Origin of the sequence: Streptomyces sp. NPDC021012 (assembly GCF_044333355.1) — a bacterium.
Classification (GTDB): Bacteria; Actinomycetota; Actinomycetes; order Streptomycetales; family Streptomycetaceae; genus Streptomyces.
This window is the reverse complement of record NZ_JBIRQU010000003.1, coordinates 724,582-736,417: the sequence shown is the minus strand read 5'-3', so window position 1 is coordinate 736,417 and position 11,836 is coordinate 724,582. Positions and strand designations below refer to the sequence as shown.

General features: G+C 74.4%; 14 protein-coding genes and 1 pseudogene. 10 read left to right on the top strand and 5 right to left on the bottom strand.

The window, feature by feature from the left end:
• Nucleotides 1-32 precede the first annotated feature (32 nt).
• Together ACH4TP_RS13225 and ACH4TP_RS13220 are read left to right on the top strand one after the other, a co-directional pair.
• Nucleotides 33-401 (top strand): STAS domain-containing protein, encoded by a 369-nt coding sequence (locus ACH4TP_RS13225; RefSeq protein ID WP_398437616.1) that lies wholly within the window; start codon nt 33-35, stop codon nt 399-401.
• A gap of 57 nt (nt 402-458) precedes the next feature.
• Nucleotides 459-1,631, top strand: coding sequence for a PP2C family protein-serine/threonine phosphatase (locus ACH4TP_RS13220; protein ID WP_389225280.1), 1,173 nt, complete (start codon nt 459-461; stop codon nt 1,629-1,631).
• A 117-nt stretch (nt 1,632-1,748) separates the two neighbouring features.
• Here the strand turns inward: ACH4TP_RS13220 and ACH4TP_RS13215 are convergent, their stop codons facing one another.
• Nucleotides 1,749-2,261, bottom strand: a complete 513-nt coding sequence (locus tag ACH4TP_RS13215) for a MarR family winged helix-turn-helix transcriptional regulator (protein WP_041132383.1) — start codon at nt 2,259-2,261, stop codon at nt 1,749-1,751.
• Nucleotides 2,262-2,368: 107 nt separating this feature from the next.
• On the opposite strand from ACH4TP_RS13215, the gene ACH4TP_RS13210 reads away from it, so the two are divergent.
• Nucleotides 2,369-3,571 carry a PP2C family protein-serine/threonine phosphatase gene (locus tag ACH4TP_RS13210; RefSeq protein ID WP_398437613.1) on the top strand — a complete coding sequence of 401 codons (1,203 nt, stop codon included), beginning with the start codon at nt 2,369-2,371 and terminating at the stop codon, nt 3,569-3,571.
• Nucleotides 3,572-3,683: 112 nt separating this feature from the next.
• Entirely contained in the window at nt 3,684-4,169 is a 486-nt protein-coding gene (locus tag ACH4TP_RS13205; protein WP_398187778.1) for an ATP-binding protein, read from the top strand.
• Nucleotides 4,170-4,237: 68 nt separating this feature from the next.
• Here ACH4TP_RS13205 and ACH4TP_RS13200 read toward each other — a convergent pair whose 3' ends face one another.
• Complete coding sequence (locus tag ACH4TP_RS13200) at nt 4,238-4,492, bottom strand: WhiB family transcriptional regulator (RefSeq protein WP_398187775.1); 255 nt, start codon at nt 4,490-4,492, stop codon at nt 4,238-4,240.
• A 523-nt stretch (nt 4,493-5,015) separates the two neighbouring features.
• Between ACH4TP_RS13200 and ACH4TP_RS13195 the strand changes: the two genes are divergently transcribed.
• The 3 genes from ACH4TP_RS13195 to ACH4TP_RS13185 all read left to right on the top strand — a co-directional run bounded on the left by ACH4TP_RS13195 (nt 5,016) and on the right by ACH4TP_RS13185 (nt 7,459).
• A complete protein-coding gene (locus ACH4TP_RS13195) occupies nt 5,016-6,686 on the top strand; it encodes a SpoIIE family protein phosphatase (RefSeq protein ID WP_398437610.1) in 1,671 nt (556 codons plus the stop codon).
• Nucleotides 6,683-6,835, top strand: a complete 153-nt coding sequence (locus ACH4TP_RS13190) for a hypothetical protein (protein ID WP_398437608.1) — start codon at nt 6,683-6,685, stop codon at nt 6,833-6,835. The genes ACH4TP_RS13195 and ACH4TP_RS13190 overlap by 4 nt, the downstream gene beginning before the upstream one ends.
• Before the next feature lie 258 nt (nt 6,836-7,093).
• Nucleotides 7,094-7,459, top strand: a complete 366-nt coding sequence (locus tag ACH4TP_RS13185) for an SsgA family sporulation/cell division regulator (protein ID WP_398437606.1) — start codon at nt 7,094-7,096, stop codon at nt 7,457-7,459.
• Between the two features lie 22 nt (nt 7,460-7,481).
• Here ACH4TP_RS13185 and ACH4TP_RS13180 read toward each other — a convergent pair whose 3' ends face one another.
• A complete protein-coding gene (locus ACH4TP_RS13180; protein WP_389225294.1) occupies nt 7,482-7,904 on the bottom strand; it encodes an ATP-binding protein in 423 nt (140 codons plus the stop codon).
• 183 nt (nt 7,905-8,087) lie between these two features.
• Between ACH4TP_RS13180 and ACH4TP_RS13175 the strand changes: the two genes are divergently transcribed.
• Complete coding sequence (locus ACH4TP_RS13175) at nt 8,088-8,930, top strand: RNA polymerase sigma factor SigF (RefSeq protein ID WP_389225511.1); 843 nt, start codon at nt 8,088-8,090, stop codon at nt 8,928-8,930.
• Between the two features lie 72 nt (nt 8,931-9,002).
• Here the strand turns inward: ACH4TP_RS13175 and ACH4TP_RS13170 are convergent, their stop codons facing one another.
• Nucleotides 9,003-9,407 carry a hypothetical protein gene (locus ACH4TP_RS13170; protein WP_398437604.1) on the bottom strand — a complete coding sequence of 135 codons (405 nt, stop codon included), beginning with the start codon at nt 9,405-9,407 and terminating at the stop codon, nt 9,003-9,005.
• A gap of 170 nt (nt 9,408-9,577) precedes the next feature.
• Nucleotides 9,578-9,817, bottom strand: a pseudogene (locus ACH4TP_RS13165) (DUF4230 domain-containing protein); the annotation flags it as partial.
• A gap of 205 nt (nt 9,818-10,022) precedes the next feature.
• Between ACH4TP_RS13165 and ACH4TP_RS13160 the strand changes: the two are divergent.
• The gene (locus tag ACH4TP_RS13160; protein WP_398187870.1) at nt 10,023-10,592 is read left to right on the top strand and encodes a VanZ family protein; all 570 of its coding nucleotides are present in this window, start codon (nt 10,023-10,025) and stop codon (nt 10,590-10,592) included.
• Nucleotides 10,593-10,648: 56 nt separating this feature from the next.
• Nucleotides 10,649-11,731 carry a YihY/virulence factor BrkB family protein gene (locus tag ACH4TP_RS13155; RefSeq protein WP_398437602.1) on the top strand — a complete coding sequence of 361 codons (1,083 nt, stop codon included), beginning with the start codon at nt 10,649-10,651 and terminating at the stop codon, nt 11,729-11,731.
• The last annotated feature ends 105 nt before the right edge of the window (nt 11,732-11,836 follow it).

Below are 11,836 nucleotides of genomic sequence, written 5' to 3'. Positions count from 1 at the left end.
ACCGGCCCCCTCCCCCACGGAAAGCAGGAGACATGTCCGAGCGTGAACCGAACCTTGATGTCGACGTCGAGATCCGCGACGGCCGCACGGCGGTGCTGACCGTGGCGGGCGAGCTGGACATGGAGACGGCCGGCCGGCTCCAGGAGCTGCTGACGGAGCAGTTCGGCCAGGGGCGGCACCGCCTCGTGCTGGACCTGTCCGCCCTCGACTTCATGGACTCCTCGGGGCTGAACGTCCTGATCCGGGCGGTCAACAAGGCGCGGGAGAGCGACGGCGACCTGTACCTCGCCGCGCCGACCCCGGCCGTGCGCCGCATCCTGGAGATCACCGGCGTGACGACGACCATCCCGCCGCACGACGCCGTGGCGGACGCGCTGGCCGCGGCCGGCGGCACGAGGTAGCGGACGGCACAGTCCCGTGCACAGGGACCGGGCGCAGGGAAGAGGAAGAGGAAGACCGTGCGCGAGATCGCCGAGATCGAGCAGGCGCTCCGCCGGGCGGCCCCCCACCGGCTCGTGGGAGTCGTCGAGGACGCCCTCAGGGAGCACGGGGTGCTGCGGGTGGAGCTCCGCATGGCCGACTACGGCCTGCGGACGCTCCAGCTCGTCGGGCACGTTCCCGGTGCGGACCCGTCGGTGCCGATCCACGACAGTCCCCAGGGGCGCGCCTTCGGCTCCCAGGAGCCGTACGCGGCCCGGGAGTCCGGGGCGCTCCGGCTCCATCTGCCCGTCACGGTCCGCGGGGACCGGCTGGGGGTGCTGACGGCCGAGCTGCCTCCGCGGGCCGACGTCGGGCAGCTGCTGCCGGGGCTCGACCAGCTCTGCGAGGCGCTCGGCCACGAGATCCTGGTGGCGGAGCGCGACACGGACCTGTACGTCCTGGCGCGGCGCGCGACCCGGCTCACGCTCGCGGCGGAGATGCAGTGGCAGCTGCTGCCCGGCCGTTCCTGCGCCCGTCCCGAGTTCGCCCTGGCCGCCCATCTGGAGCCCGCCTACGCCATCTTCGGCGACAACTACGACTGGTCGGTCTCGGACGGCCGGCTGACGCTGACGGTCACCAACGGCATGGGAGAGGGCATCGAGGCCGCCCTGCTGACGAACCTCGCGATCAACGCGCTCCGCAACGCCCGCCGGGCCGGCCTCCCCCTGGCGGACCAGGCCGCTCTGGCGGACCAGGCCGTGTACGCCCAGTACCGGGGCGAGTCCTTCGTGTCGGTGCTGCTGCTCTGCTTCGACCTGACCACGGGCGAGGTGGAGGCCGTGGACGCCGGTTCGCCCCGGCTGTGGCGGCAGCGGGGACAGGTGGTGGAGTCCGTCGGCTTCGAGGCGCAGCTGCCCCTCGGCATGTTCGAGGACACCGTGTACGTACCGGAGCGGTTCTCGGTGCGGCCGGGCGACCGGCTGCTGTTCGGGAGCGACGGCGTGTACGCGGCCGTCTCGCCGGCCGGGGAGAGCTACGGGGACCGGGCACTGGCCCGCGCGCTGCGGGGGACGAGACTGCTGCCGCCCACGCACGTGCCGCAGGCGGTGCTCCGGGAGCTCGCCGTCCACCACGGCGGCAGCCCGCTGGAGGACGACGCCCTGGTCGTCTGCCTCGACTGGCACGGCACCGCGTCAACAGTTGCAGTATGACAACTGTATCCTTGGGGCAACACCCGGGCGGTGCCCGGAAGAACGCGTCGAGGACGACCAGAGGTGGCAATGAGGACATGGGGTGTGCGCCCGGCCGGAGCCGGCGTCGCGCGGGGGTCAGGCCGAACTGACGTCCTTCAGCGGAGTGCGGGCGCGTGACGAGGCGGCCGCTCCGCCCCCTCCCACCGCGTCGTGGAACCCGGTGAGCCCCCGCAGCAGCGCCTTGCGGCTCGTCGGCGACATGTCCGCGATGACCGCGAGCAGGGCCTCCTCGCGCTGGGCCCTGAGGTCCCGCAGGTACGCCTTGCCGTGCGCGGTCAGGTGCAGCTCCAGCTGCCGGCGGCTCACGGGGCTGGGCAGCCGCTGCACGAAGCCCAGCGCCTCCAGCCGGTCGCACATGCGGCTCACCGAGGGCGGGGCGGAGCCGAGCAGCTCCCCCAGGGTGCGCAGGCTGATCCCCTCCTCACGGTCCAGGCTGTACAGCACGCGCAGCTGACTCGCCGAGACGGGTGTCGACGACACCATGTCCCGGCCGCGCTCCCACAGCACCTCCAGCAGCTCGATGAGCTCCCGGGCGGACTCGGCCGTCCGCTGCGGCTCCCGTGGCGGCGGGGCGGGGTTGCTCGTCATGCCTGCCGACCCTCCTCGGACGTCCGGGGCCGGGGACAGCGGCCTTGCGACGGACCGGTCATCTCCACATCTCTCCAGAAGGCGGTACGGATCCGGTGGATCGATACGTGACAGTGGAAGGCGCACTGCGCGGGGCGGCACCACACCTCCTCCTGGACTCCCTCCGTACCAGTCTCGCGCAGCTGTACGCCGCGACCTCCGCCGATCTGCTGCTCATCGACTACGGATGCACGACCCTGCGCCCCGTGGAGCCCGTCCAGGCCCCTGCCGGGATGTCGCACACGCCCGTGGACGCGGGCCCCGCCGGCCGCGTCTTCCGCACCCAGCAACCATATCTTTTCCGTGATGTCGGGCCCACGGCGACCGTTTACCTGCCCGTCACGGTCCGCGGAGAACGGTTCGGCGTCCTGGTCGTCGTCCTGCCCGCCGAGCGCTCCGCGCCGGAGACCGCCGCGAGCCTCGCCCGGGTCGCCGAGACCCTCGGGCACGCCCTGCGCGTCGCCGACCGCCACACCGACCTGTACCGCCGCACCCGCAGGACGCACGCCCTCAGCATCGCGGGGGAAATGCAGTGGGACACCCTGCCGGGCCGGGCCTGCGCCGGACCCGCCTTCGACCTCCACGCCCACTGGGAGCCCGCCTACGCCTCCGGGGGGCACCTCCTCGACTGGAGCGCCACCGAGCGGGACCTCGTGATCGTCGTCGCCGACAGCGCCGGCCCCGGCACCCCGGCCGCCCTGGCGAGCACCCTCGCCCTGATGGCGTTCCGCAACGCCCGGCGGGCCGGGCTCGACCTGGTGGCCCAGGCCAGCCTCACCGACCAGGCGCTCTACGGGCAGTACCGCGGCCGGCACCCGCTCTCCGCCCTGCTGCTCCGGATCGACCTGGCCACCGGCGAGGCCGAGGTGGTGGACGCCGGGTCGCCGACGCTCTGGCGCCTCCGCCCCACCGGGACCGAGCGCATCGACCTGGACCGCCAACTGCCCCTGGGCATGTTCGAGGACACCGTCTACGCTCCCCAGCGCCTGCGCCTCCTGCGCGGCGACCGGCTGGTCTTCGTCGCCCACGGCGCCGGGGAGCCGACGGCCGGCGGCGGGGACGAGGCACCGGACGGTCCCGTCGCCCGCGCCCTCACCCGGGTACGCCACCGGAAGGGCGCGGACGTCCCCCGGGCCGTCGTACGGGCGCTGCGTGACGCCCGTCGTGGCGCGTCGGCCCCCGTCCTCGTACTCTGTCTCGACTGGCGCGGCCACGGGGCCGAGACGCCGGACGGGGGACGGCACGGGGGGACCTGGCCGGCGTCCCCCTGACGCGCTGCCCTCGGGGTGATCCGCGGGGCGTGCGGTGTGAGAACCATGAAGAGGGGAAAGGCGGGTACGAGGAGCCCGGCCACCGGCCCAGGACGAGGGGAGTACCAGCGCCATGACGGACGCGATCACCGCGGAGCGCGCGGTCCCGGAGCCCCTGCTGTCCGCGGGCGTCGTCTACGGCGACGCCTCCCGGGGCGGGGCGATCGCGTCGGCACGTGCCTTCACGGCCGAATTCCTCGCGGCCGCCCCGGCCGTGCTGCGCGGACCGGTCGGCGACGAGCGCGTCGAGCTCGCGCAGCTGGTGGTCAGCGAACTGGTCACCAACGCGATCCGGCACACGGCCGGTCCCTGCCGACTCCTGCTCGAACTGGGCCGCGACGTCCTGGAGATCTCGGTCTTCGACCAGGAGGCCGCCGCTCCCGTACCCCGCGGGCACGACCCCCGCCGCATCGGCCAGCACGGCGTCGAGATCGTCGTCGCCGTCTGCGAGAGCCTGACCGTGGAGCCCGCCCCGGCGGGGAAGCGGGTCCGCGCCCGCCTCTCCCTGCTGCCGGAGCCCGCCGACCCCGCGGACCCGCGGAACCGGCGGGCGCGGTGACGCACCGGCACCACGCCCGGGTCCCCGGACGCCTCCGGGAACGTCCGGGGGCGTGATCCGCGGGCCGGTCACCCGCGGTCGTCCGCCCGTCGGCGTGCCCGGCGTGCCGGGGACCGCCGCTGGGCCTCGGTCAGGCCGCCCCACACGCCCGACGGCGGACGCGGCTGCGCCAGGGCCGAGCGCAGGCACGGTTCGCGTACCGGGCAGCGCAGGCAGACCCTCTTGGCCTCCTCCTGCGCGAGCGCGGGAGCCCCGGTCCCCACCGGGAAGAACAGATCGGGGTCGACCTCCTGACAGGCCGCGGCCGCACGCCGGCCTCCCATGTGAGCCTCCTGGCACAGGAGCAGGGATTCGTGTCCCCGTCCGCCTGACCGCTCGTCCGTCCGTGAAACCCGCGGGGCCGCGCCGGGGCGTCACCGGGGACCGCGCCGCGGACCGCGCGGGGCGGGCACGACGCTCCACCACGTCATCGCCACACCGACACCGAACACCAGGACCAGCAAGACCGGCACGGCGGAATCCTTCCGGGAGCGGACCGCGTTCCGGAATCCGACTGACCCCGAACACCACCCCGAAACTCCGTCCTCCGCCATGAATCCGGAGGACGGGCAAACGTGGAAGGAGACGGTGACGTCCACGCCGCTTCCCCGAGCTGGACCGTCCGCCGCCTGAGGGCCGCTTCCGGTGAAGCACCTGTGCCGGAACCGGGGGGATCGTGCGGGGCCGGGCGGTACGCGTACCGGAAGAGGGGGGTTCACTTGATGTGCGGAGCCCCCTGCGCAAGGGTGGACGGACTAGCTGTCGTCGAGTGGGAAGGTGGCGGGCCACGACGCGCGGGCCACGCTTATGACTGTTTTCGAGGACGAGTCCAGCCGCTCCCGGGAGACCGCGGAAGCGGGGAACCCCTGGTGGCGCGGTTCGCCGCACCCTGCGGTGGTGGCCGACCGCGAGGGCGGCGTCGTGGAGTTCAACGCCGCCGCGGCCGACCTCTTCCCGCGACTGGGGGTCGGCAAGGGGCTGGACGAAGCCGTCCCGCGATGGCTCGCCGACGCCCACCGGCGGCTGGCCCGCCCGGCGCGCGCACCCGCCGGGGCGGGACCCGCCCCGCTGCGCGGCAGCCACGACGGCAGGCTCCTGAGGGCCCACCCCACCGAGTCCGGCCACGGCGACGTGGCTTGGTGGCTGGTCGACGACTCCGACCTGACGGCCGCGCAGGACGCCCTGCGCACCGAACGGGAGCGCCACGCGATCCTGGCCGAGGCCTCCACCCAGCTGCTGGCCTCGCTCAACCCCGACCGCTGCCTGGAGAAGGCGGCCCTGCTCGCCGCCGACCACCTCGGCGACGCGGCCCTCGTGATCTCCCCGCCCGGGATGCGGAACCGCTCCACCGTGGTCACCGCCATGGCCGGGGGCTTCGAGCGGACGCAGCTCACCCTGGACCCGGCCCTCGTGCCCGGTCTCGCCGAGGCGCTCCGGGGTTTCCCGCCGGTGCCCGCCCGCTGGATCGACCCGGCCGAACTGCCGTCCTGGGCCGTGCCCGAGGGCTTCGACGGGACCCCCGGGTCCGTCGCCATCACCCCGCTGCCCGGCCACGGCGCGCCCGCGGGCGCCCTGGTCCTGCTGCGGCGCGGCGGACAGCGGGCCTTCGACGCCTCCGAGGAGCACTTCGCCCGGCTGTTCGCCGCCCGCGCGGGCGCCGCCCTCTCGGCCGCGCGCCTCTACGCGGAGCAGGCCCGCGTCACCCGCGCGCTGATCGCCGAACTCCTCCCGCCCCGGCTCCACCACGTCGACGGCGTCGACTTCGCCGGCGGCTACCGCACGTCCCGGGACACCGAGAGGATCGGCGGCGACTTCTACGACGTGCACCCCGGCACCGACGACGGCCGCGACACGCTCGCCGTCCTGGGCGACGTGTGCGGCAAGGGGCTGGACGCCGCCGTGCTCACGGGCCGGATCCGCAGCACCGTGCAGGCCCTGCTGCCCCTCGCCGGCGACCACCAGGACGTCCTGCGGCTGCTCAACGGCGCCCTGCTGACCGCCCGGCACACCCGCTTCGCCACCCTGGTCCTGGCCTCGGTGCGGCGCACGGGCGGCCGGGTGCGGCTCCGGCTCACCAGCGCCGGCCACCCCCGCCCGCTCGTCCTGCGGGCCACGGGAGAGGTGGAGGAGGCCGACACCGGCGGGACCCTGGTGGGCGCCCTCCCCGTCGTCACCAGCCGGTCCGCGACCGTGGACCTCTCCCCCGGCGAGACCTGCCTGCTCTACACGGACGGGATCACGGAGGCCCGGGGCGGGCCGCTCGGCCCCGCCATGTTCGGCGAGGACCGGCTGCGCTCCGCGCTCTCCGAGTGCGTGGGGCTCCCGGCCGGGGCCGTCGTCGAGCGCGTGCAGACGATCGCCGGGGACTGGGTGGGCGACGGTCCTCACGACGACATGGCGGTCGTCGCCATCACCGCGCCGCACACCACCCGTCTGTCCGCGGTGAACGGCCGCACCCAAAACAGGTACACCGCATGAGCAGGCGGACCACCACCCCGGCCGACGTCCTCGCCGCCGCCCGCCGACGGCTGCGGGCGGCCCTGGAGACGAGGGACGAACCGGCCGCCACCGCCGACTGCCCTTCCTCGGCCGGCTGCTCCTCCTCACCGGCACCTGCGAACACCTGACGGGCCGGTCCGAGACCGCGGGACCCGACCGGCACGGCGGAGAGCCCCGTCCCGCCGGTCCCTGACGGTCCTTCACGGCCTTCACCGAGTCGCGACACCATCGACGCATCCACCACGACGGCACGAGGTGTAACAGGGACGGGACGGGACAAGCGGACACCGCACCCGCTCGCTGACAGCCCCTCAGCCGGAGGACCTCATGCCCCAGCCCCCGTCGCACCGCTCCCCGCACCGCGCGGCCTCATCCAGTCGATGGCCATGGACCTGTTCACCGCGGACGCGGCGGTCCGGATCGACACCACCGTCGGCTACGACTCCCGCGACCCCCATGCCCTGAGCATCGCCTTCCACCTCCTCGGCGAGGACCCGGTGGTGTGGCGCGTCGACCGCGAGATGATCCTCGCCGGATCGCTCGGCCCCACCGGCGACGGCGAGGTCCGGATCCGTCCCACCCCCGACGGCGGGCTCCTGCTCCGGCTCGGGCCGGCGGCACAGTGCGCCGTCGTCCGCTGCGAGCAGGAGGCGATCGGCCGCTTCGTGCGCGAGACCTTCGTCCTGGTGCCGCAGGGCACGGAGGAACGCCACATCGACTGGGGTCCGCTGCTCGCGTCCCTGGGCCACTGAAGTGCGGCGGGAAGCGGCCCCCTCAGCCGGGACGGCCGCGGTCGGACGGGCGGAAACAGGCCGTGACGTCCTTGCCCCGCGGGCAGGGGCGGGTCCGCACGTCGTCGGCGAGGGCGTCGACCAGGAGCAGTCCGCGGCCGCCCGGCGCGCCGTCGTCCGGGCTGCGCTGCTCGGGCACCCGCGGGGAGGCGTCGTGCACGGTGACGTGCAGGCACTCCTCGTCCCAGGTGAGGATCAGCTGCGCGTCGCTGCGGGCGTGCACGTGGGCGTTGGTGACGAGTTCGGAGACCGCCAGCACGACGGAGTCCGCCACGCCGGGGGCGGTACGGTCCCAGCCGAGCGCCGCCAGGTGCTCGCGCGTCCAGTCGCGGGCCGTCTTCACGCTGCTGCCCATCGGCAGCGAACGCGCCCAGCCGACGGCCCTCATCGAGGGGTCCCGTGTCATGTCTCTCCTCCTGAGGGTCGGTCAGGGATTGCGTCTGCCCCTCGCACGGTGGGGAAAACCGACCGGAAACCCATGCGGATTCGACAGGTCTGAACGCGAGAAGTCGGGGTAGGCGGCCAGTCTCGGGCCACGCGTACCCCTGAGGAACACACGTGAAAGGAGACAGGTGTGACGGTCACCACGATGTCGATGGCGGGAGTCGAGTCCGGAGCACGGGCGCTGCCGGAGATCGCGGACACGTCGGCGGTCGCACCCAGGGACGCGAGGGCCCTGTCGAAGGTCTTCTTCCAGGAGCTCGCGACGCTGGAGGAGGGGACGCCCGCGTACCAGTACGCGCGGAACACCCTCATCGAGATGAACATGAGCCTGGTCCGCTACGCCGCCGGGCGCTTCCGGCACCGCGCCGACGAGATGGAGGACATCGTCCAGGTCGGCATGATCGGCCTGATCAAGGCGATCGACCGGTTCGAGCTGTCGCGCGAGGTCGAGTTCACCACCTTCGCGGTCCCCTACATCGTCGGCGAGATCAAGCGGTTCTTCCGGGACACCTCCTGGGCGGTGCACGTTCCCCGCAGGCTCCAGGAGGCGCGCGTGGAGCTGGCCAAGGCGACCGAGGAACTCAGCACCCGCCTGGGACGGATGCCGACGGTCAGGGAACTGGCCGAGCTGATGAGCCTCAGCGAGGAGGAGGTCACCGAGGCGCGGCTGGCTTCCAACGGCTACAACTCCTCGTCGCTCGACGCCGCCCTCAGCGGCGAGGACGAGGACAACGACGCCTCACTGGCCGACTTCATCGGCACCGAGGACCCCGCCATGGAGCTGGTGGAGGACTTCCACTCGCTGGCCCCGCTCATCGCCGACCTCGACGAGCGCGACCGCCGGATCATCCACATGCGGTTCGTCGAGGAACTGACCCAGGCTCAGATCGGTGAGCGGCTGGGCTGCTCACAGATGCACGTCTCGCGGCTCCTCTCGCGCACCGTGAAGCGCCTGCGCGAGGGTCTGCTGGGCACTGCCGCCGACTGATCCGATCGCCCCGAACGGCTCCGGGGTTCCCGCACCGGACACGCCTCCGGTGCGGGAACCCCGGAGCCGTCCTCATCCGTACGGGTGCCGGCCCCGGCCCACGGCCCTCGCACCCGGGAGGACGCCGGCGGGGCTCACGCGTCGGTTCCCGCGGCCGGGGTGGCCGGGAGTGCGGCGCTCCCTCCGGAGCCGGGGCTCGAAGCGGTGCTCCCGGCCGCCGGGCGGGGCCGCGACCGCGGTGCGCTCCAGGTGCCGGAACGGCTCGTAGGAGGTCTCGTTGGAGGCGTCGACGATCTGGTACGTCCAGTGGCCCGACATGGCGTCGCGTCCCAGGATCTCCGTCTCCACCCGGTCCGCCCAGGCGCGGTGCCCGGCCTCCCGCAGGAGCCGGGCCGCCCGGTCGAGTGCGAAGTCCGCGGTGCCGGTCAGCCGGTGGAAACCGTACAGACGGCCCCGGGCGCGCTCCGCGGTCTCCAACGCCTTGGACAGCGAGCCCAGGGCCCTCGACGGTGGTGGCGTCCGGGGCGGCCCGGTCGTCGTCGTGAGTGCTCGTGGAAGTCCCTTGCCCGGTAGGCGGACCGACACGGGCGCGTCGGTCCGCGTGTCCCCGGACGGGCGGCTTCGGGCCCGGTGGACCCCGGTCGGACGAAGGTCACGGTCACCCGCTCGAAGCCCAGGCCCCGCAGCAGTTCCCGCAGCATCGCGGCGGTGTTCCGTTCCGCCCGGGACGTCAGGTCGGACGCGCGGGCCGCGTCGCCGATGCGCCGGGCGGCGAGGACGTGGACGGCCTGTTCGCTCGCGGGGCCGTCCGAGAACAGATCCCCGATCCGGTCGAGCAGGCCGCGCTGCTTCGACACGGCGTACGACTTCTCCGGATCGAGCGCCGGGTCGACCGGAGGTGGGGGCCCGGGGAACCGCGGCGCATGTCGTCCCCGGGCGCGGGTACGCGGGGTCCGATCGCACGAGGACGCCCAGGGGAGGAGACGGCTCATGTTCGGTCGAAGAGTTCCGAGAAGGGTGCCGAAGGAACGGGACGCCGATGCCGTCGGCGGGGACGGGGGTACCGGGGGAGGCATACGGCGCGCGGACGACGTGGCGCGGGCCGCCGGGAGCCCGGAGCCTGCGGACCCCGGCACCGCCGCGCCCCGTGCCGGGGCCCCTGTCCCGCGCGGGCCGGGCCGCTTCGTGCGGGCGCTCGTCGCCCTCACGGCCCTCGCCGGCATGGTGGCGTTCGCCGTGGTCCTGGCCCGGCTGACGCTGGAGGCCTCGCCGGCGTCCGTGCCCCTCACCCGCGACAACCTGACGCCCGGGCGCTCGATCGAGGCGTACCTCGGCCGGCCCGCGTTCTTGGACACCGTCAAGCAGCTCGGGGGCAACGTCCTCCTCGGCGTCCCCTTCGGGATCCTGCTGCCGCTGCTGTCCCGCAGGGCCCGCGGCTTCCTCCGGGTCGCGCTCCTCACCGCCGCCACCATGCTGCTCGTGGAACTGGTGCAGGGGGCGCTCGTGACGGGCCGCGCCTTCGACGTCGACGACGTCCTCCTCAACACGACGGGCGCGCTGCTCGGGTACGTGGCCGTCGGCCGGCGGCTGGGCCGGGCCGTGCACCCCCGCACCCGCCCCCGCTGGTGGCGGCGCCGGCGTCCGGCCGGCACCTCGGCGTGACGGCCGGGACGGAGGGCTCCGGCATGGGACCGGCCGGGGCGGGTAGCGGTCGGGGCATGGCCGAAAACAGCGTCCCCGAACGCCGGACTCCCGAGCCCCCGACCCCGACCCCCGGCCCGTCCGGCGCCGAGGGCGCCGGACCGGGCACCGCCGTCGAGGAGCGCGCCCCCGATTCGCCCGCCGACCTCTCCGCGTCCTCCTGGTTCGCGGTGCTGAAGGGGTCGGTGCGCGAGTTCACGGACGACGAGCTCATGGACCGGGCGGCGGCGCTGACGTACTACGGCGTCCTGTCGCTCTTCCCCGCACTGCTCGCCCTGGTCTCGCTGCTCGGGATCAGCGGACGGCGCACCACCGAGCGGGTGACGGAAAGCCTCCGGGAGCTGGCGCCGGGACCGGCCCGCGACGTCCTGGAACAGGCCCTGCGGGCCCTGAGCGGCAGCACCGGCACCGGCGCCTTCATGGCCGGGGTCGGGCTCCTGGTGGCGCTGTGGTCCTCGTCCGGCTACGTCGGCGCCTTCATGCGCGCCGCGAACCGCGTCCACGACGTCCCCGAGGGCCGCCCCCTGTGGAAGCTGCTGCCGGTCCGGCTCGGCATGACGGCGGCGCTCATGGTGACCGCCGCCGCGGGCGCCCTGCTGCTCGTGCTCAGCGGCGACGCGGCACGCCGGGCCGGAGACGCGCTGGGCGTCGGCGACACCGCCCTGACGATCTGGTCGGTGGCCAGATGGCCCGCCCTCCTCCTGCTCGCCGTGGTCATGATCGCCCTGCTGTACTGGGGGAGCCCGAACGCCAAGGGCCGCGGATGGCGCTGGATCACCCCGGGCAGCGTGCTCGCCCTGCTGATCTGGATGGCTGCCTCGGCGGGCTTCGCGGCGTACGTCTCCGCGTTCGCCTCGTACAACCGGGTCTACGGCACCATGGCCGGCGTCGTCGTCTTCCTCGTCTGGCTGTGGATCGGCAATCTGGCCGTGCTGCTGGGGCTGGAGTTCGACGCCGAGCTGCTGCGCCGGCGCGCGGTGGTCGGCGGCATGCCGCCGGACCGGGAACCGTACGTCAGGCCGCGCGACACCCGGGCGTGGAGCGACGAGGAGCGCCGCGAGGCGGGGCTGCCGGACCGGACGCACCACCACGACGCGTGAGGGGCACGACGGACACCGCCGGGGACACCGCCGCTGTGGCCTCCCGGAGCGGCGGGGCCGAGAATGAGAGGACCGGACGGCGTGCCGGACCGGTGCCGCACAGGG